The 18148-nt window shown below is 76.2% G+C and carries 17 protein-coding genes; 5 read left to right on the top strand and 12 right to left on the bottom strand.

What is annotated here, in order from left to right:
* Window positions 1-108 precede the first annotated feature (108 nt).
* The 4 genes from ACFYUY_RS11460 to ACFYUY_RS11445 form a co-directional block, all read right to left on the bottom strand.
* Window positions 109-882, bottom strand: a complete 774-nt coding sequence (locus tag ACFYUY_RS11460; RefSeq protein WP_387900092.1) for a hypothetical protein — start codon at window positions 880-882, stop codon at window positions 109-111.
* A gap of 98 nt (window positions 883-980) precedes the next feature.
* A complete protein-coding gene (locus ACFYUY_RS11455) occupies window positions 981-3227 on the bottom strand; it encodes an RICIN domain-containing protein (RefSeq protein ID WP_387900090.1) in 2247 nt (748 codons plus the stop codon).
* Window positions 3228-3547: 320 nt separating this feature from the next.
* Entirely contained in the window at window positions 3548-3997 is a 450-nt protein-coding gene (locus ACFYUY_RS11450; protein WP_360220602.1) for a hypothetical protein, read from the bottom strand.
* 105 nt (window positions 3998-4102) lie between these two features.
* Window positions 4103-4879, bottom strand: coding sequence for a sigma 54 modulation/S30EA ribosomal C-terminal domain-containing protein (locus ACFYUY_RS11445; protein WP_387900089.1), 777 nt, complete (start codon window positions 4877-4879; stop codon window positions 4103-4105).
* 344 nt (window positions 4880-5223) lie between these two features.
* Here ACFYUY_RS11445 and ACFYUY_RS11440 point away from each other — a divergent pair, with 344 nt between their 5' ends.
* Window positions 5224-7788 carry a cytochrome P450 gene (locus ACFYUY_RS11440; RefSeq protein ID WP_387900087.1) on the top strand — a complete coding sequence of 855 codons (2565 nt, stop codon included), beginning with the start codon at window positions 5224-5226 and terminating at the stop codon, window positions 7786-7788.
* A 76-nt stretch (window positions 7789-7864) separates the two neighbouring features.
* Here ACFYUY_RS11440 and ACFYUY_RS11435 read toward each other — a convergent pair whose 3' ends face one another.
* The 6 genes from ACFYUY_RS11435 to ACFYUY_RS11410 all read right to left on the bottom strand — a co-directional run bounded on the left by ACFYUY_RS11435 (window position 7865) and on the right by ACFYUY_RS11410 (window position 12005).
* Entirely contained in the window at window positions 7865-8029 is a 165-nt protein-coding gene (locus ACFYUY_RS11435) for a DUF6126 family protein (protein ID WP_360220611.1), read from the bottom strand.
* 42 nt (window positions 8030-8071) lie between these two features.
* Entirely contained in the window at window positions 8072-8416 is a 345-nt protein-coding gene (locus ACFYUY_RS11430) for a metalloregulator ArsR/SmtB family transcription factor (RefSeq protein ID WP_360220614.1), read from the bottom strand.
* A 282-nt stretch (window positions 8417-8698) separates the two neighbouring features.
* Complete coding sequence (locus ACFYUY_RS11425) at window positions 8699-9166, bottom strand: hypothetical protein (protein ID WP_387900084.1); 468 nt, start codon at window positions 9164-9166, stop codon at window positions 8699-8701.
* A gap of 235 nt (window positions 9167-9401) precedes the next feature.
* Window positions 9402-10553, bottom strand: coding sequence for a glycoside hydrolase family 3 N-terminal domain-containing protein (locus ACFYUY_RS11420; RefSeq protein WP_387900082.1), 1152 nt, complete (start codon window positions 10551-10553; stop codon window positions 9402-9404).
* A 182-nt stretch (window positions 10554-10735) separates the two neighbouring features.
* Complete coding sequence (locus ACFYUY_RS11415; protein WP_387900081.1) at window positions 10736-11098, bottom strand: darcynin family protein; 363 nt, start codon at window positions 11096-11098, stop codon at window positions 10736-10738.
* Window positions 11088-12005 (bottom strand): NAD(P)H-binding protein, encoded by a 918-nt coding sequence (locus ACFYUY_RS11410; protein ID WP_387900079.1) that lies wholly within the window; start codon window positions 12003-12005, stop codon window positions 11088-11090. The genes ACFYUY_RS11415 and ACFYUY_RS11410 overlap by 11 nt, the downstream gene beginning before the upstream one ends.
* Before the next feature lie 109 nt (window positions 12006-12114).
* Here ACFYUY_RS11410 and ACFYUY_RS11405 point away from each other — a divergent pair, with 109 nt between their 5' ends.
* The gene (locus tag ACFYUY_RS11405) at window positions 12115-13083 is read left to right on the top strand and encodes a LysR family transcriptional regulator (RefSeq protein ID WP_387900077.1); all 969 of its coding nucleotides are present in this window, start codon (window positions 12115-12117) and stop codon (window positions 13081-13083) included.
* Between the two features lie 126 nt (window positions 13084-13209).
* On the opposite strand, the gene ACFYUY_RS11400 is transcribed toward ACFYUY_RS11405, so the two are convergent.
* On the bottom strand, window positions 13210-14748 hold the full coding sequence (locus ACFYUY_RS11400) for a PLP-dependent aminotransferase family protein (protein WP_387900076.1): 1539 nt from the start codon (window positions 14746-14748) through the stop codon (window positions 13210-13212).
* A gap of 28 nt (window positions 14749-14776) precedes the next feature.
* Between ACFYUY_RS11400 and ACFYUY_RS11395 the strand changes: the two genes are divergently transcribed.
* Window positions 14777-15628 carry a methyltransferase domain-containing protein gene (locus ACFYUY_RS11395; RefSeq protein WP_360220635.1) on the top strand — a complete coding sequence of 284 codons (852 nt, stop codon included), beginning with the start codon at window positions 14777-14779 and terminating at the stop codon, window positions 15626-15628.
* Window positions 15629-15791: 163 nt separating this feature from the next.
* Here ACFYUY_RS11395 and ACFYUY_RS11390 read toward each other — a convergent pair whose 3' ends face one another.
* Entirely contained in the window at window positions 15792-16295 is a 504-nt protein-coding gene (locus ACFYUY_RS11390; RefSeq protein ID WP_387900074.1) for a MarR family winged helix-turn-helix transcriptional regulator, read from the bottom strand.
* Between the two features lie 109 nt (window positions 16296-16404).
* On the opposite strand from ACFYUY_RS11390, the gene ACFYUY_RS11385 reads away from it, so the two are divergent.
* Together ACFYUY_RS11385 and ACFYUY_RS11380 are read left to right on the top strand one after the other, a co-directional pair.
* Window positions 16405-17355 carry an EamA family transporter gene (locus tag ACFYUY_RS11385; RefSeq protein WP_387900073.1) on the top strand — a complete coding sequence of 317 codons (951 nt, stop codon included), beginning with the start codon at window positions 16405-16407 and terminating at the stop codon, window positions 17353-17355.
* 72 nt (window positions 17356-17427) lie between these two features.
* Entirely contained in the window at window positions 17428-18060 is a 633-nt protein-coding gene (locus ACFYUY_RS11380; RefSeq protein ID WP_360220644.1) for an NAD(P)H-binding protein, read from the top strand.
* Window positions 18061-18148 lie beyond the last annotated feature (88 nt).

Genomic DNA, 18148 nt, shown 5'->3' with positions numbered 1-18148 from the left:
CCCGGTGGCGCCCGGTGACCACTGGGACGGTGGTTCGGGCCCGATGGTTCCCCGGCGGGCCGGCGACGGCCCGCCCGGGGGGGTGTTACGGCCGCGATCGGGGGGGTGCTACGGCCGCGAGCGGCGGCGGAGCCAGAAGCCGGTGGCGACCAGCAGGACGGCCGCGACGGCGGTGCCGATGGCGGCCCAGGTGGCGGAGTCGGGGGTGTCGGCGGAGTCGGCGCCGCGGGCCGGGTCGGTGCCCCCCGCGACCAGCGGGACGGCCGGAGCGGTCGAGCCGGTCGGGGCCGTCGAGCCGGTGGCCGAGCCGGTCGGAGCGGTCGTCGGGGCCGTCGAACCGACGCCGACGGTCGGCCGGGGTATCGGCGGGGCCGGGCTCGGCGTGGTGCCCGTCGTGCCCGTCGAGCCTGTCGTACCCGTCGAGCCTGTCGTGCCCGTGGTACCCGCCGGGCCCGTGCCCGGCCCGGTCGCGCCGGTGGAGCCCGTCAGCGGCGGGTCGCTGATCACCGCCTGCTCGACGTCGAGTTCGCGCTCGGCGTGCCCCAGCGAGGGGAACGCACAGTCGACGGTCACCCGCCAGTGGCCGGCCGGGACGATCTCCCGGGTGGTGTACGTGCCCGGCTCGCCCGGGACGGCGACCAGGCGCCAGGGGCCGATCGAGCGGCCGTCCGGGGAGGTCGCGGACAGCGAGCCGGCGAACTCCTCGGTGACGAGGTCGTGGTCGTTCTCCCAGGTGGCGACGGTGGTCACGTGGCCGTTGCGCTGGCCGGAGACGTCGAGGTGGACGGTGTCGCCGTGGGCGGCGGCCGGCGCGGCTGCGGGCAGCAGGGCGGCGAGGGCGAGGGCGGGAGCCAGGGCGGCGACGAGGGGGCGGGTTCGCATGGCGGGCATTCCTCGTGGGTGGGGGCGGGGAGCGGCAGCGCCGGGCCCGGACGCCACCGTGGGGTGGTGGCGTCCGGGCCCGGCGTCCCGGGGCGGTCTCAGCTGGTCTTCAGCAGCGACCAGCTCTGGTAGGGCTTGCCGTTCGGCTGCTGCAGCTCCAACAGCCAACCACCGTAGTACCAGCGGTCGCTGAGCCCGAGCACCAGCGATCCGCCGTTCGCCGTGACGGTGAACCCGCCGTCCTTGGCGGTGAGCTGCCACTGCTGCGCGGCGTTGCCGGAGCAGGGCTGCTGCGCGACGTACTGGCCGGCGACGGGCGTGCCGCCGAGCTGGAGGCACTTGCCGGAGCGCGCGGACTTGATCCGCACGGCGCCGTTGCCGGCGTCCTCGAACTGCCACTTCTGGTTGGCGTAGCCGGTGCGCTGGTAGGCGATGGCGACGGTGCCGTCGTTCATCGAGCTGCCCCACAGGTCGGCGGCCTGGCCGGTGAGGCCGTTGACCATCGTGTAGTTGGCGCCGGGCTGCGGGCGGCCCGCGTCGGCCAGGGTGCGGAAGGTCGCGGCCCGGCCGGGCTTGCCGACGGTGCCGGCGGCGTCGCGGGCGGCGATCGCCACGGTGTACGAGGTGTCGGGCGCGAGGCGGACGACGCCGACCAGGGTGGCCTTGACGGTGCCGATGGCCTGGCCGTTCAGCAGGACGTCGTAGCCCGCGGCGGAGTTGACCGCCGGCCAGCTCAGCACGACGGAGTTCTGGGTGATCTGACTGGTCGTCACATCAGGGCCCGCCGTCCCCGAGGTCGGAGTGGCGGTCGGCGACGGGGTGCCGGTCGGCGTGGCGGTGGGGCTGCCGGTGGGCGTCGGGGTCGGCGAGGCCGTGCGGGTGGGCGTTGCCGTCGCGGTCGGCGAGGGCGTGCCGGTCGGCGACTTGGTCGGCGTCGGGGTCGCGGTCGGCGTCGGGGTCGGGTTGGGCCCGGTGCCGTTGCCGGCGATCAGGAAGCGGTTGTTGGCGACGTTCCAGTGCGTGGCCAGGTAACTGCCCGGCTCGGGCGAGGTGTTGTAGTAGTCGTCGTGGCGGCAGTCCAGCCGGTCGTCGTGCGAGCGGTCCGGGCAGACGGTCCGCATCTGCGGGTAGTTGGGCGCGTCCGAGTAGCACATGATGTCCCACTCGTCGACGCAGTGGCCGGCCTTGCTGGAGTTGGGCGCGCTGTTGTTCACCGCGCCGAGGTTGTGGCCGAGTTCGTGCGCCGCGGTGCTCCCGCCCCAGCATCCGGAGTCGGTGCGGCCGTAGGAGGGGCCGAAGTTGCTGATGTTGTCCTGGCCGGGGCGCTCGTCACCGGCGAAGGTGCCGATGCCGCAGTACACCTTGGCGTCGGTGAACATCATGTACTTGCGGTCCTTGCGGTTGTACCCCTGCGCGGCCAGCGCGCGGTTGCTCGCGTTGAAGTCCTGGATCTCGGAGTCGGAGATCTGGACGTTCAGGACCGAGGCGGTGCAGTCGGACTCGGTGACGAAGCGCACGTGGCGCACGCCGCCGGTCTCCTGGGCGCTGGCGTTGTAGATGGTGTCCACGTCCGCCGCCCACTTCTTGAACGAGGGCAGGTACTGGGCGAACCGGTCGTTCCCGGGGGTGTGCACGTACACCGCCTGGACGCGGTTGCCGCTGCTGCCGTCACCCTCGCAGACCAGGCCCGACCCGGCGGGCGCGGCCGCGCCCTGGGGGGAGGAGGAGGGGCCGGCCGCCGCGCCGGGCTCGCTGAGCAGCGTCTTCCCGGCGGCGTCGATGACGGGCGCGCCGCCCTTCAGCAGGTCGGCCGCGGCCGGCGCCTGGGCGTTGGCGGTGGGGGTGAGCGCGGGCGCCTGGGCGGCGGCCGCGACCGGCGGGACGTCCTTGCGGATGTCGACGTCCTTCGGCGGCACGTCCGGGCCGTGGCTGCACTGGCTGTTGTCGCCGGCGACCTCCAGGGTTCCGGCGCAGCGGTCGCTGCTGGGCAGGCTCAGACCCGTGTAGACCAGACCGCGGTCGGGCTGGTCCTTGGGTATCTCCTTGATCGGAGTGGCCTTCTGGTCGTGCTTGGGCGTGGGCGGGCGGGTGCCGCCCTCGGCCGTGCCGGTCTCGCCCGGGCGGCTGCCGTCGGCGGAGACCTCGCCGGCCTGATCCGCCCCCGCGCGGTCGGCCGATCCGCTCGCCGCGGTGACCGAGCTGCTCATACCGGCCGGCTCCAGCGCGCTGCGGATGCCGAGCGTCCCCACGACCAGTCCGGCCGCCACTGCCACGGCGACCAGGGTGCTCTTGCGGGTGAGCCGCCGACGTCGGCGCCGGCGAAGCTCCGTGCTCCGGTGTCCCATCGCGTTCCTTTCCTCGTGCGACGGTCCGGGCCCCCCGTGGTGACGGGGGCTCGGACCTTCCGACACTCCGGAGAGCGGATGGGACGGGTGGGGATAACAGAAACCTTTTTCGAAATTTCCGGACCGGTGTGCGAGGAGGCTCGACCGGGTAGAGAAAAGGGCCGCCGGGACGGCCGCGGGAACGGGCCCGGACGCGACGGTGCCGGGGAGCGCGCCCCTCCGCGGGCACTCCCCGGCACGGGGTGGCGACGAACCGAGCCCCGCACGCGCCCCGCACCCGCCCCGACCGAGCCCCGGCCAACCGGGCTCCCGGGCCCGGCTCAGGCCGCCGCGTACGCCGGTTCCGACCGCGCGGCCCCCGACCGCACCACCGCGTCCCGCCCGCCCGCGCATCCGCCGTGGATCCGGCGCAGCCCGTCGGCCAGCACGGCGCCGTCCCCGGCGAGCCACAGCCGCAGCGCGGCGGAGAGCGCCGCACTGGCCGGGCTCGCCGCCGGGCCCGCCGTGCGCGCGATCCGCTCGCCCAGCAGCGGCAGCAGGTCCGCGACCGGGGAGGGCAGCCAGAGGGTCACGGCGCAGGGGGCGGGTCTGGCCAGGACCCGCCGCAGCGGGAGGACGGAGGCGTCGTCGTGCAGCGCCGGGATGACCTCCAGCAGGCCGTCCACGGCCACCTCGGAGACGTCCCCGCCGTGGCCGCGGGCGAGCGCCCGCAGCAGCGCGCGCTCGCCGGCGGTGATCCGGACGGTCAGCATGACCTCGTCGCAGTCCATGGTCCCGGTTCCCCTGTCGTGGCAGTGGTGGAAGTCGTGGCGGCCGTGGCGGTGGTGGCCGTCAGGACCGTCGTGGTGCGTGCGTGCCGTCCGGTCTCCTGCCCGTCAACGGGCTTGCGCTACCGGCGTTATCAGGCCGTAGTGGCCGTCGTAGCGGCGGTAGAGGACCCGGGTGCGGCCGACACCACCACCGGAGCCGCCGCCGTCACCCGCCGGGGCCGCGGCCTCGGCCTCGGCATACGGGACGAACGGGGCGCCGGTGAGCCAGAGTCGCCGGGCCGCCTCCGCGAGGCCGTCCGGCCGGCCGTCGTCGGCGCCGGTGGGCCACGGCTCGACGGCACCGCTCAGCGGGCAGCGCCGGACCAGGCCGTCCCGGCCGGTCGCGGCGTCCGTGAAGAGGTGGAAGCGCCGGTCCAGCGCCAGCAGTTCGCGGGCGGCCTGCTCCGGCGTGCGGCGGGCGAGGACGACGGCCTTGCGCCGGGCGATCCGCCGCTCGGCGAGCGGACGGGCGGCGTACTGCGGGCGGTAGACGCTCTCGTGGACGGCGGCGAACCCGATGTCGCCCTGCTCGCGCAGCCGGGCGGCGCGGCCGGCGAGGGTGCCCAGGGCGAGGTCGACGGCCTCCCGGGCCGCGCGGGTGGCGAGCTGCACCCGGACCGGTCCGGCACCGTCCAGGTCGACGTCGGCCTGGGCGAGCACGGGCCGGGTCACCGACGGATGCAGGGCCCGGGTGAGCCGGATGCGCAGCAGCCGGGTGCCGGGGCCGAGCGCGGCCGCCGTCTCCAGCGCCTGCGCCCGCGCGTACTCGGCGTCCTCGTGCGGGAGCTCGCCGCGGATCTCCACCCGGACGTCGAGTGCGGACGGGTGGCGCAGACGGGTCATCAGGTTCCTCCTTCTCCGCCACCATGCTGGCCTCCGCACGGCCGGGCGGCGAGGGTCCAAAGACCCTGCCCGCCGGGTCCGCTACGGGACTTCCGGACGGATCCGTCGTCGCAGGTCAGCGCCGTCCCGGGGGGCGGTCCGGGGTGGTCCGGGCGCTGGCCCGTTGGAGTGATCCGCCCGCGTTCGGCGCAACGCCCGTCCAACCCGGCGCGTTTCCCATGGCGTGCGCCCTCTGGCGAAGGTGCGCGCGGGGGTCCCGCGCTGGCCGGCCCCCGCCTCCCGGCCGGCTGCCGGTGCCCCTCCCGGCACCGGTCGCACCGGCCCCTCTGGTGAGAGGTGATGTCATGACCCTGATGACCGAGACCCGGAAACCGGTCGTCCCCCCGAGAGCCGCGCCGCCCTCGCCCGGACCGGCCCGCACGGCCGTCCCCCCGCTCGCCCCGGGCGCCGTCCCCGGGCTCGGCCACGCCGGCGCGCTGCTGCGCGATCCGCTGGGCTTCCTCGGCTCGCTCGCCCGCCACGGCGGGGTCGTCCGCGTCCGTCTCGGGCCGCGCACCGTCTGCGTGGTCACCGACGCCCGGCTGGTCCACACCCTGCTCGTCGCGCTCGCCCACGACTGCCCGCGCGGCGCCGTCCAGGACACCCTCAGGACGGCCTTCGGCGACGGCCTGCTGATGTCCGAGGGCCAGGCCCACCGCGACCGGCGCCGGGTCCTGCAGCCCGCGTTCGGGCCGGACCGGATGGCCGAGTACCTCGCCGTGATGCACCAGGTCACCGAGGAGCGGGCCGGCCGCTGGCGCAGCGGGCAGGTCCTCGACGTGGCGAAGGAGATGAACCACCTCGCCCTCGAGATCGTCACCCGCTCGCTGTTCGACGCCCGGCTCAGCGAGGACGCCACCCAGGCCTTCCACCGGGCGCTTCCGGACCTGGTGAAGGGCCAGATCGTCCAGTCGCTCTACCCGCACCCGGCCCTCGCCCGACTGCCGCTTCCGGTCAACCGGCGCTTCGACGCCGCGGTCCGGGTGCTCAACCGGGTCGTCGACCAGGCCGTCCACGGGACGGGACGCGGCGAGCGGCCGGCCGCGGGCCACGGCGCCACCCTGCCCGCGCTGCTGCGCGCCGCCACCGACCCGGCCACCGGGCGCCCGCTCACCGAGGCGGACGTCCGCTCCGAGGCGATCACCATGTTCGGCGCCGGCACCGAGACCGTCTCCACCACGCTGACCTGGCTGCTCGACGAACTCCTGCGCCACCCCGAGGTGGAGACCCGACTGCTGGCCGAACTCGACCGGCACCTGCCCGCCGGCACCGTGCCCACCCCGGAGGCGCTCGGCCGGCTCGCCTACACCCGCAGCGTCACCCAGGAGGTGGTGCGGCTGCACGCCCCCAACGCCTTCCTGATGCGCACCGCGCGGGTGCCGGTGGAGCTCGGACCGTACCGGATCCCGGCCGGCACCGAGCTGCTGTACAGCCTCACCGCCCTGCACCGCGACCCGCACCTCCACCCGGACCCGCTGCGGTTCCGCCCGGAGCGCTGGCAGGACGGCGGCGGCGCCGGGCGGCCGTCCTTCCTGCCGTTCGGGGCAGGCAAGCACAAGTGCATCGGGGAGGCCTTCGCCTGGGCCGAGCTGACCGTCGCGGCGGCCGCGATCCTGCGCCGGTGGCGGCCGCTGGCCCTGCCCGGGGCTCGGGCCCGCGAGGTGGTCTGGACGACGGTGCAGGCCCAGGGGCTGCGGGTCCGGCTGGTCCCGCGCGGCCCCGGGGGCCCGCGTCCGGACGGGGCGGCCGACGCCGGGGCGGACGCGCTGGCGACCCGACCGGCGGGCGGCGCCCGGCCGGTGGACCGGTGCCCGGTCACCGCGCCCCCGCCGCCACCCCCGTCACCACGCACCCCGGCCACCGCAGCCGCCCCGGTGCCCGTGCCCGTGCCCGCCTCGCCCCTGCGGCACCGAGCCCCGCGCCGCCCCGGCGAACTGCACACCGCCGGGCTCCGGCACGCGGACTGGGTGCTCGAGCGGGGCCTGCTCACCCCGGCCGAACTGCCCCGCTACCGCGCCTACGCCCTGCACCGGCTGATCGGCCACGCCTTCCCGCGCACCCGCGGCGACGACCTCGACCTGCTGGTGGACGTCCTGGGCTGGTTCACGATCCTCGACGACCGCTTCGACGGCCGGCCCGGGCGCCGACCCGCCGAGGCCCGCGCCCTCGTCGATCCGCTGACCGCCGTGCTGCACGGCACCCCCGGCCCCGCGGAGCACCGCCCGCAGGCCGTCGGCCGGACCGGTCCGGAGCCCGACGGGGACGACCGGCTGCTCGGCGCCTGGCGGGACCTGTGGGACCGCCAGACCCGCGGAATGTCCCCCGCCTGGCGCGCCCGGGCCGCGCTGGAGTGGCAGACCTGCCTGGAGACGTTCCCCGCCGAGGCCGGACACCGCTCCCGCGGTACCGTCCCCGCCCTCGGCCTGCCCGAGACGATGCGCCTGCGCCGCCACGGCAGCTGCCTCTACCCGTTCATGAACATACTGGAACGGGTCCACGGCGCCGACGCCCCCGCCGCACTCCACGCGGACCCGGCGCTGCACCGGCTGCGCGCCAACACCGCCGACGCCGCCACGCTGATCAACGACCTCTACTCGCTGGAGCGGGAGGAGCGCCAGAGCGCGGCCGCCTTCAACACCGTGCTCACCGTGCAGCGGGCCCGCGGCTGCACCCGTGGCCGGGCCGTCGGCGCCGTCCGGGCCCGGATCGCCCGGTTGCGGAGGCAGAGCGACGCGCTGCGCGCCGAGCTGGGCCGCCGCCACCCGGCGGGGCGCTGGTACCTGGACGGCACCCGCGAGCTGGTCGAGGGCGCCCAGGCGTGGACCAGCACCAGCGACCGCTACCTGGTGGCGGAGGACGCGGGCCACTGAGGCGCACGCCCGGCGGCCGCGCAGCGGCGGTCGATCACCGGCCGTCGATCACCGGCAGCCGCTCACCGGCCATCGCTCAGTGGCGGTCGCCGAGCGCGAACAGCAGCAGGACGAAGCCCGCGAACAGGTGCGTGGCGAAGATGTAGATGCCGGCCCGGATCAGCATGGCCCGGCGCCTGTTCCGCTCCTCGCTGGTGCCGTCGCCCGGCCGGGCGGCGGTGCCGTCGCTGCTGTCGCTCATGGGCGGGGTTCTCCTCGGGTCGGCCGGCCGGTGGGCGCGGGCTCAGCGGGTCGGCCGGCCGCCGGCGGCGCGCAGCTCGGTGAGCAGCGCGCCCTGGTCGGTGATCAGCTCGGTCAGGATCCGTCGTGCGGCGCGCAGCAGGTCGGCCACGTCCGGGGTGCTGAGCGCGTACACCACGGTGTTGCCCTCGCGGGTGGCCACGACCAGCTGGGTGCGACGCAGCACCGCGAGCTGCTGGGAGAGGTTCGACGGTTCGACCTCGATCTCGGCCAGCAGCTCGCGGACGGGGCGGGGCCCGTCCTGGAGCAGTTCCAGCACCCGGATGCGGACCGGGTGGCCGAGGGTGCGGAAGAACTCCGCCTTGGCCTGGTACAGCGGGACCGGCATCGTCCGCGTCTCTCCCCTCGGGTGCGGCTGGGTGGGCGTCCGGCCGGGCGTCCGCACCGCGGCCGGCAAGCATCATCGCGACGGATGAAGATTTCTTCAAGTCGTCACAGTGATCGCGAACGGGCGGCACCCTGCGGCCGAGGAGCCCGCCGGCGTGCCGTCGCCCCACCGCCAGGGCGCGCCCGGCGGAGCCCGCCGGGCGCACGACGCCGCGCGGAAACACCGGAAGCCGAGCCCGGGACGCTGCCAACTCCCGGACTCGGCCGTCATGGTGACGTCCCGTCAGCAGACTACAGGTACATCCACCGTGACCGGGGCCGGACCCCGCCAGATCGCTTCCACACCGAAGGTCGCGTGGACGGTGGAGCCGCACGGGGCCGTGGCGGCGATGCCGTCGACCCGCAGGGCGCCGCCCGTGAACACGGCACGCCCGTGCACCGAACCGAGCTGGGCAGCGCCGACGACCTCGGCCGACAGGGTGGTCAGCAGTTCCTGCGGCTTCGGCGGCCACGGGGTGTCCGGGGTGGGCGGACCGGCCAGGCCGATCTTCCCGTAGATCACGACGCCGTCGCCGGTGACGTCGGCGCAGACCTTGGTGGACAGCCCGGCCTGCAGGCCGCTGTAGCCGCAGGTGGTGACCGTGGCGGTGTCGGTGGCCGCGGCGGCCGGTGCGGCGAGCGCCGGGACGGGCGCGCCGAGCAGGGCGACGGCACCGGCCGCGCCCACCGCGATCCGGGTGATGCGGTTCATGGGCTCCTCCTTCGGAGGGTGTGAGGAAACGTATCAGAACAGGTGATGTGGCACATGTGACATTTCACAGCTGCCAGAAGGAAACTTTGCCATGCGATTCCTTTGCCATGACTCGCTTTGACCCTTGGAAGTACCGAGCGGACTCAAATCCGACCTTCGATGGCGCAATCACGCCCCGGGCCCACCCGGGGCCCTCCGCCCCGGTTCGCCCGGCTCAGGACAGGGCTCGCCCGGCTCAGGACAGCGAGGCGCGCAGGTCGTCGATCCGGGCCACGGCCGCCGCGAAGGCGCCGCGGTCGAGACGGCCCGAGCCCAGCGCCGCGGCGAGCGCCTCGGTGGCCTGCTCGGCCTGCTGCGGATCACGCGCCGAGCAGAGGATCAGGTCCATCCCGGCCGCGGCGGCGGCCACCGCGCGGGCCCCGGTGTCCCCGTAGGGGTCGAGGGCGCCGGCCTCCAGGGCATCCGTGACGGTGACGCCCTCGAAGCCCAGGCGCTCGCGCAGCTCGCCCTGCACCACGGTGGGCGACAGCCCCGCCGGGCGGGCCGGGTCGAGCGCCGGATAGACCGCCCAGGAGGCCATCACCAGGCGCACGCCCGCCGCGATGGCCGCCCGGTAGGGCTCCTCGCCGCGGGCGCGCAACTCCTCCAGCGGCACCGGCAGGGTGACCGGGCGCGCGTCGGTGTTCTCCTCCTGCGCGGCCGACCCCAGCCCGGGGAAGTGCTTGGCGGTGGCGGCGACGCCCAGGCCCTGCTGGGCGGCCAGGAACGCGCTGCCCAGCCGGGCGACCACGGACGGGTCCCGCCCGAAGGAGCGCTCGTGGTGGTCGATGAAGTCGTCCGGGGCGCCGGCGACGTCGAGCACGGGGGCGAGGTTGACGTTCAGTCCGGCGTCCGTGAGGGTGGCGGCCGCGCCTGCGCCGGCCTCGGTCGCCGCGTGCAGCGGGTTCGGGGCGGCGCCGACCCGGCGGGCGGAGAGCTCGGGCGCACCGGGCAGCCGGCGCACCCTGCCACCCTCCTGGTCGGTCATCAGCAGCAGCGCCCCCGGAACGCGGGACTCGGCCGCCGCCTGACGCAACTGCCCGACCGCTTGAGCCAGTTGTTCGGGGCTCTGGACGTTCTCGCCGAACAGGATGACCCCGGCCGCCCGGCCCTCCCGAATGGTCCGCAGCACCTCGGGCGGCGGGGTCGGGCCGGCGTAGGAGAGCACGATCCGGCGCCCCGCCAGCTGTCGGTCCCGCTGCTGCGCGTCCGCTCCGGACACCGCCACCGTCCTCTCCGCAGGCGCCCGCCGCGACACCGGGGCCGACCCGGCCGGCACCGGCCCGAGCACGGCCGACAGCACCACCAGCACCGCCCCGAGTCGGACGGTGTACCGGAGCGGGTTCATCACGCCTCCAAGGGGGCGGGGGTACGGTCCGTCAGCGTACCCAAGCCCGGCCGCCGCGGCGGCCCGCGCCACGCGCGGGCGCGGGCCCCGTCCGGCCCGGTCGCCTGCCGGCCTCCTGCCGGTCGGCGCCCGGCCGGCGACCGCGCGGGGCGGCGGTACCGGCCGGTCGTCGGCGCGCGGCATCAGGTGGCCAGGCTGGCCACCGGCTCCAGGCCGTAGGTGCGGGCGTAGCCGTTCTCGACGCCCACCAGCAGGTCCACGACCTCGAAGTAGCGTTCCCAGAAAGGGGTTTCGCGCAGTGCGTCGATCAGCAGCCGGTAGGCGTCGTGGTCGTCCGCCTCCCAGACCCAGACGTCGGTGACCCGTGCCGAGTAGAACTCCGTGTCGTAGAAGCGGGAGCGGACGCCGCGGGTACGGGCCTCGATCACCGGGACGACCCGGGTGGTGAAGTCCTCGACGCGTTCGGCAACCGTCATCGCCAGCCACTCGGGCGTGGTCTTGACCAGGATGAACGCGGTGACGGGTGCGGTGCGGTCAGTGGACATCGGTGGCCTCCGGGGCGGCGAGGACGGCGGGCTTGAGGGTCTGTGCGCACCACTGCGCGAATCCGGTGGCCGGGCCCGCCAGCGGCGAGCGCTCGACGCCCGAGTCCAGGCCCTCGTCCTTGGCCCGCTTCATCTCGACGAGGGCCTCGACGAACGCCCCGTCGAGGCCGTAGCCCAGCAGGTCGGACCGCAGCTCCCCGAGCGGCTTGCGCCGGTAGCGGACCGGCCGGCCCAGCTCCTCGGTCATGATGCGGGCCAGGTCGTCGGGCGACAGGTCCTGCGGGCCGAGCACCGGGACGCTTCCGACGCCGCTCCACGAGCGGTCCAGCAGCAGCCCGGCCGCCGTCGCGGCGATGTCGGCGACGGCCACCAGCGGCACCGGGCGGTCCGCGGCGAGGGTGTCGGTGAAGACGCCCTCCGCGCGGATCGAGTCGGCCTCCTCCAGCAGGTTCTCGTAGAAGGACGGGTTGGCCAGGGCGCGGTAGGCCACGCCCGAGCCGGCGATCAGGTCGTCCATGGCCAGGGAGGCGGTGACCAGTCCGGCCCGGGCGGCCAGCGGGGTGCCGCGGCCCAGCGCCGAGACGCCGACGACGTGCCCGACGCCGAGGGCGGCGAACGCCCGGGCGGCCGGGCGGGTGAAGCCGCTGAACCCCGCCTCGGGCGTGACCGAGGCGTCCGGGGGCACCAGCCAGAAGACGGCGTCGGCCCCGGTGAAGGCGCGCTCGACGGTCGCGGGGTCGCCGTGCGAGCCGGTGACCACCTCGACCCGGCCGCGCACGGCCGCGGGGAGCCGGGCGGGATCGCGGACCACGACCCGCAGCTCCTCTCCGTGGGCGGGCGCGGCGTCGACCAGCAGCGACAGCAGTCGCCTGCCGATGTTTCCGGTGGGGGCGGTGATGACGATCATGAAAACCTCTGTGTCCGGATCGGATCTCTGGGGCCCCCTCATCGTGCGGACCGCCACCGCATTGCCACAATGGGAACCTCAGCAAGGAATCATTGCCCGAAACGGAACGATGCCGGTGAGCAGCCCAGTCCCGAACCTCGACGCCAATCTCGCCGTCGCCCTCGACGCCCTGCTGGCCGAGCAGAGCGTCACCCGTGCCGCCGCGCGGCTGCGCACCTCCCCGGCGGCGATGAGCCGCACCCTGGCCCGGCTGCGCCGGGTGCTCCAGGACCCGCTCCTGGTGCGGGCGGGGCAGGCGATGGTGCCCACGCCCCGCGCCGAGGAACTGCGGGACGAGGCCGCCGCGGTGGTCCGGCGGCTGGAGGCACTGCTCGCCCCCGGCGGCGGGACCGACCCCGCCGAGCTGCGGCGCACCTTCACCGTCCAGGCCTCTGACCTGGTCGGCGCGGCGCTGGCGCCCGGTCTGCTCGGCCTGGCCGCGCTGCAGGCGCCGGGCGTCTCGCTGCGGGTGCTGGCCGAGGAGTGGGAGGCCGGGCCGGCCCTGCGCGAGGGCCGGGTCGACCTGGAGGTCGGGGCCATCGACCACGTCGACCCGGAGACCCGGGTCGACGAGCTGGTCACGCTGCGCATGGCGGCCGGCGTCCGGGCCGGACACCCGCTCGCCGAAGGGCCCCTGACGCCCGCCCGGCTGGCCGCGGCCGAGCACGTGGCGGTCAGCCGGCGGGGGCGCTTCACCGGCCCGCTGGACGCGGCCCTGGCCGACCACGGGCTCAGCCGCCGGGTCAGCGCCGTTCTGCCCGGGCACCTGGCGGCGATGACGCTGGCCGCGGCCGGCGACGTGGTCTGCCTGGTACCGACCGCGCTGCCGGGCGAGCCCCCCTCCCCGCTCAGCGACGCGGCGCACGCACTGGGGCTGCGCCTGCTGGAGATCCCGGTACCGCTGCCGCCCCTGTCGATCGGCATGGCCTGGCACCCGCGGCACACCGCCGACGCGGGCCACCGGTGGCTGCGCGGCGCCGTGCGCCGGGTCATCCGGCCGGGCCGCGCCGCGGGGAGGGGCGGGTCCGACGCCTCCTGAGCCGCACGGGCCGCGGCGCGGACCGCGGGGCCGTCCGCCGCTCACCGTCGCCCACCACCGACCGTCAGGTGCCCGGCCGGGCGACCGGCTCGCGGTCGGCCCCTCGGTTCGCCGTCGCCGTCGCCGTCACCGGCGGGTGAGGCGCCCCAGCACCGCGACCCCCTCCTCGATCTCCCCCGGCGCACCGGCCGCGTAGCCCAGCACCAGCCCCGGCGGGTAGGGCAACCGGGTGTGCCAGGACAACGGGTGCACCTTCACCCCGTGCGCGAGGGCCGCCGCGGCCAGCTCGGTGTCGGAGCCGTGTGCTCCGGGCGGGAGGGTGACCATCAGATGCAGGCCGGCCGCCGCCCCGTGGACGGTGGCACCGGGCAGGTGGGTCCGGACGGCCGCGATCATCGCGTCCCGGCGGCGGCGGTGGCGGCGGCGCAACAGCCGCAGGTGGCGCTCGAGTCCGCCGGACTCCATCAGCCGGGCCAGCACCAGTTGCGGCAGCACCGGGTTGCCCAGGTCGGCGAAGCGCTTGGCCTCCAGCACGGCCGCCCGCAGCCGCGGCGGCACCAGCAGCCACCCGGTGCGCAGGGCGGGAGCGAGCAGCTTGGAGACGCTGCCCGCGTAGCAGACCTGCTCGGGAAGCACGGCGCGCAGCGCGGGCAGCGGCGGGCGGTCGTAGCGGTGCTCGGCGTCGTAGTCGTCCTCGATGACCAGGCCGCCCTCACCCGCCCAGCGCAGCAGTTCGCGCCGCCGCTCGCCGCCCAGGACGACGCCGGTCGGGTACTGGTGGGCGGGCGTGAGCAGGACGGCGGGGGCTCCGGTGGCGCGCAGCATGTCGACCCGGACGCCCTCCGCGTCGACCGGGACGGGCGGGGTCGCGTCCAGCCAGTGCGCGAGGTGCTGGCGGGCACCGAGCGAGCCCGGGTCCTCGACGGCGACCTCGGTGACGCCCGTGCGGCCGAGCGCCCGCCCCAGCAGGGCAAGGGCCTGGGCCGTCCCGGCGACGACCAGCACCTCGTCCGGGTCGGCGCGCACGCCCCGGTTGCGGGCCAGCCAGCGGGTGACGGCCAGCCGCAGCTCGGGGGTGCCGCGGACGTCGCCGTAGCCGAGGTCGTGGGCCGCGAGGCCGTCCAGGACGGCGCGCTCGGCGCGCAGCCAGGCCGCGCGGGGGAAGGCGGTGAGGTCGGGGCGGCCGGGGGTGAGGTCGATCCGCGCGGGGGTGCCGCGCAGCAGGTCGAAGACCTCGGCGTCGGGCTCGCCCCGGAAGAGCTCCGGCGCCACGCGGTCGGGCGGGGCGGGCGAGTGCGGGGCGGGCGAATGCGGGGCGGGCGCGGGCGTCACGGGAGCGGGCGTCACGGGAGCGGGCGGCGCCGGGTCCGCGACGACGACCGTGCCGCCCCGGCCCCGGCCGGCGAGCCGGCCCTCCTCCGTCAGCCGCCGGTAGGCATCGGTCACCACCCCGCGGGAGACGCCGAGTTCGGCCGCCAGCACGCGGGTGGCGGGCAGCCTGCCGCCGGCCGGGAGGCGGCCGTCGGCGACGGCCTCGCGTAGCCGGCCGGCCAGCCAGTCGGTGAGGCCGCCGCGCGGGGCGTCGGCGGTGTCCAGCTGGAGGAAGTCGGCACCCGGATCCGCCGTTATGGACCTCTCGGCCCGTGCGTCTTTGGACCTGTTCACCGGGCCATTGTGGCGCGAGGGTGGGGCCATGACCACGGAGACGGCAGGACGGAACGATCAGCGGGACGACGCGGCGACAGCGTACGTCCACGGGTACTCGGACACCGAGGCGCAGCGGCTCGGCGACCAGGCGGACACCCTCGCGGAACTGCTGCACGCGGGCACGGCGTACCCGGCGGGCAGCCGGGTGCTGGAGGCGGGCTGCGGGGTCGGGGCCCAGACGGTGCACCTGCTGGCCGCCAGCCCGGGCGTGCTGCTGACGGCGGCGGACATCTCGGCGGACTCGCTGGCGCAGGCCCGCGTCCGGGTCGCCGCGCAGGCGCCCGCCGCACGGGTCTCCTGGCACCACGGGGACCTGCACCGGCTGCCTTTCGCGGACGGCGCGTTCGACCACGTCTTCCTCTGCTTCGTGCTGGAGCACCTGGCCGATCCGGCCGCCGCGCTGACCGCGCTGCGCCGGGTGCTTCGGCCCGGCGGCACGATCACGGTGATCGAGGGCGACCACGGCTCGGCCTTCTTCCACCCGCGGAGCCGGGCGGCCGACGACGCGGTCGAGCTGCTGGTGCGGCTCCAGGCCCGGGCGGGCGGCGACGCCCTGGTGGGGCGCCGCCTGCACCCGCTGCTGGCGGACGCCGGATTCCAGGACGTGACGGTCCGGCCGCGCACGGTCTACGCCGACGGCGCCCGCCCCGCGCTGGTGGAGGGCTTCACCCGGCGCACCTTCGTCCCGATGGTCGGGGCCGTCCGCGCGGAGGCACTGGCGGCCGGGCTGACCACCCCGGAGGCCTTCGACCGGGGTGTCGCCGAGCTCGGCCGCGCCGCCGAGCCGGGCGGGACCTTCCACTACACCTTCTTCAAGGCCGTGGCGGTCAACCCGTAGCGACGCCCGGCGGGTGGAGCGGGGCGCCGCTCCACCCGCCGGTCGGAACGGCGGCGCTGCTCCGCGACCACCGGGAACGGCAGCGCGACCCCGCGACCACCGGGAACGTCAGCGCCGCCCCTGGCACGGGCAACCCCGGTGCCGCCCAGCGCCCACGGGAACGTCAGCGCTGCTCCGGGCTGTCGCCGAGGGCGGCCAGCATGGCGCGCATCGCGTCGACGAGGGCGGCCGTCCGGGCCTCGTCGAGGCCCGCGAGCAGCCGGCGCTCGGTGGCCAGGTGGTCGGGCAGCGCGCGGTCGATCAGCGCGTGGCCCTCGGGGGTGAGGGCGACGACGCGGCTGCGGCCGTCCTGGTCGCTCTGGGTCCGGGTGACCAGGCCACGGGCCTCCAGCCGGTCGAGGCGCTGGGTGATCGCGCCGGAGGTGACCATGGCGGACTGCATCAGGCCGGTGGGGGTGAGGCGGTAGGGCGGGCCACTGCGGCGCAGGGTGGCGAGGACGTCGAAGGAGGCGGCGTCCAGGCCGTGCTCGCCGAAGGTGCGGTTGAGCTCCCCGTCGACGAGCCGGTACAGCCGCTTGAGCCGGCCGAGCACCTCCATCGGGGAGACGTCCAGGTCTGGCCGCTCGGCGGCCCATTGCGCGACTACTCGGTCCACGTGATCTGCCACGGGTTCAGGGTAGGGGATGCCGCCCGGATTCCTTAGCAGTGAGATAACTGTGAGCCATGTCACGCCGGACCGGCCGTCACATGCCTTAGCGCCGAGATATGTTGGCTTAGTGCTAAGGAATCGACTCGGAATCGTGCTGGTGACAGCCATCGCCCCCGCAGTGTGGGGGTCGACCTACCTCGTCACCACCGAACTGCTCCCGCCCGGCCGCCCGCTCCTCGCCGGTGTCCTCCGCGCCCTGCCCGCCGGGCTGCTGCTGATCGCCCTCACCCGCACGCTGCCGAAGGGCAGCTGGTGGTGGCGCTCACTGGTCCTCGGCGCACTGAACATCGGCGCCTTCCTCGCCCTCCTCTTCATCGCCGCCTACCGCCTCCCCGGCGGGGTCGCCGCCACCGTCGGCGCCGTCCAGCCGCTCATCGCCGCCGGGCTCTCCGCCGCACTGCTCGGCGACCGGCTCACCCTGCGCACGGTGCTGTCCGGCATCGCCGGCATCGCGGGCGTCAGCCTGCTCGTCCTGCGGGCGAGCGCCCGGCTCGACGCCGTCGGCGTGGCCGCCGCCCTCGGCGGCGCGGTGGTGATGGCCACCGGTGTCGTCCTCGCCAAGCGCTGGACCTCTCCCGCCCCGCTGCTCGCCACCACCGGCTGGCAGCTCACCGCCGGCGGCCTGCTGCTCGTCCCCGTCGCCCTGGTCGTCGAAGGCGCCCCGCCCTCCCACCTCAGCGCCGCCAACCTGCTCGGCTACGGCTACCTGAGCCTGATCGGCGCGGCCGTCACCTACGCGCTCTGGTTCCGCGGGATCCGCGCCCTGCCGCCCACCTCCGTCGCCTTCCTCGGCCTGCTCAGCCCCGTCGTCGCCACCGCACTCGGCTGGCTGGCGCTCGGTCAGGACCTCTCCCCGCTCCAGGCCCTCGGCGCCGTCGTCGTCCTCGGCTCGCTGCTCGCCGCCCAGACCCAGCGACCGCGACCCGCCGCCACGGCGGCCGCCACCGCACCCGAACCGGCGGCCGCCACCGGCCCGCAGCTCCGGTCGGCCGGCGAGGCGCTCCGCGAGAACGCCTGACCCCTCGCAACACCCGCCTCACCGCACCCGCACCCGCACCCGCACCCGCACCACCAACCCGAGGAGATCCCCATGCGCATCACCGTGTTCGGCGCCACCGGCAACGTCGGCCGACGCGTGGTCGCCGAAGCGCTCGCCCGCGGCCACCGGGTCACCGCCGTCCTGCGCGACCCGGCCAAGCCGCACGGCCTCCCGCCGGCCGTCACCCTCGCCGTCGGCGACGCCCGCCGGCCCGAGGACGTCACCCGTCTCGCCGCCGGGCAGGACCTCGTCGTCAGCGCCACCCGTCCGGCCCCCGGCAACGAGCCCGAACTGGCCGCCGCCACCCGCGGCCTGCTGGCCGGACTCGCCGGGTCGGACGTCCGGCTGCTCGTCGTCGGCGGCGCCGGCAGCCTCACCCTCCCCGACGGCACCCCGCTGGCCGACGCGCCCGACTTCCCCGCCGAGATCCTGCCGATCGCCCGCGCCTGCAACGAGCAGCTGGACCTCTACCGGGCGGACACCGTCGTCGACTGGACGTACCTCAGCCCCGCCGCCCTGCTCGAACCGGGCGAGCGCACCGGCCGCTTCCGGCTCGGGCGGGACGAACTGCTCGTCGACGGCGACGGCGCCTCGACGATCTCCATGGAGGACCTCGCCGTCGCCCTGCTCGACGAGGCCGAGCAGCCCGCGCACCGCCGCGCCCGGTTCACCGCCGCCTACTGAACCGGGGGCGGGCCGCAGGTCCGGGGTGTACCCAGCACCACCCCGGACACGGACGCGGGCATGATCGACCGTCACGAGGCGCTCGGAC

Source organism: Kitasatospora sp. NPDC004745 (genome assembly GCF_042873275.1).
GTDB lineage: Bacteria > Actinomycetota > Actinomycetes > Streptomycetales > Streptomycetaceae > Kitasatospora.
This window is presented reverse-complemented; position numbering and strand designations above follow the sequence as displayed.

What these genes read in the sequence shown, in the direction of transcription:
- ACFYUY_RS11450 (WP_360220602.1), bottom strand. Translation starts at nt 3,997, where the DNA reads ATGGACTGCGACGAGGTCATGCTGACCGTCCGGATCACCGCCGGCGAG.
- ACFYUY_RS11445 (WP_387900089.1), bottom strand. Translation starts at nt 4,879, where the DNA reads ATGACCCGTCTGCGCCACCCGTCCGCACTCGACGTCCGGGTGGAGATC.
- ACFYUY_RS11435 (WP_360220611.1), bottom strand. Translation starts at nt 8,029, where the DNA reads ATGAGCGACAGCAGCGACGGCACCGCCGCCCGGCCGGGCGACGGCACC.
- ACFYUY_RS11440 (WP_387900087.1), top strand. Translation starts at nt 5,224, where the DNA reads ATGACCCTGATGACCGAGACCCGGAAACCGGTCGTCCCCCCGAGAGCC.
- ACFYUY_RS11405 (WP_387900077.1), top strand. Translation starts at nt 12,115, where the DNA reads ATGCCGGTGAGCAGCCCAGTCCCGAACCTCGACGCCAATCTCGCCGTC.
- ACFYUY_RS11415 (WP_387900081.1), bottom strand. Translation starts at nt 11,098, where the DNA reads ATGTCCACTGACCGCACCGCACCCGTCACCGCGTTCATCCTGGTCAAG.
- ACFYUY_RS11460 (WP_387900092.1), bottom strand. Translation starts at nt 882, where the DNA reads ATGCGAACCCGCCCCCTCGTCGCCGCCCTGGCTCCCGCCCTCGCCCTC.
- ACFYUY_RS11430 (WP_360220614.1), bottom strand. Translation starts at nt 8,416, where the DNA reads ATGCCGGTCCCGCTGTACCAGGCCAAGGCGGAGTTCTTCCGCACCCTC.
- ACFYUY_RS11380 (WP_360220644.1), top strand. Translation starts at nt 17,428, where the DNA reads ATGCGCATCACCGTGTTCGGCGCCACCGGCAACGTCGGCCGACGCGTG.
- ACFYUY_RS11455 (WP_387900090.1), bottom strand. Translation starts at nt 3,227, where the DNA reads ATGGGACACCGGAGCACGGAGCTTCGCCGGCGCCGACGTCGGCGGCTC.
- ACFYUY_RS11425 (WP_387900084.1), bottom strand. Translation starts at nt 9,166, where the DNA reads ATGAACCGCATCACCCGGATCGCGGTGGGCGCGGCCGGTGCCGTCGCC.
- ACFYUY_RS11410 (WP_387900079.1), bottom strand. Translation starts at nt 12,005, where the DNA reads ATGATCGTCATCACCGCCCCCACCGGAAACATCGGCAGGCGACTGCTG.
- ACFYUY_RS11395 (WP_360220635.1), top strand. Translation starts at nt 14,777, where the DNA reads ATGACCACGGAGACGGCAGGACGGAACGATCAGCGGGACGACGCGGCG.
- ACFYUY_RS11420 (WP_387900082.1), bottom strand. Translation starts at nt 10,553, where the DNA reads ATGAACCCGCTCCGGTACACCGTCCGACTCGGGGCGGTGCTGGTGGTG.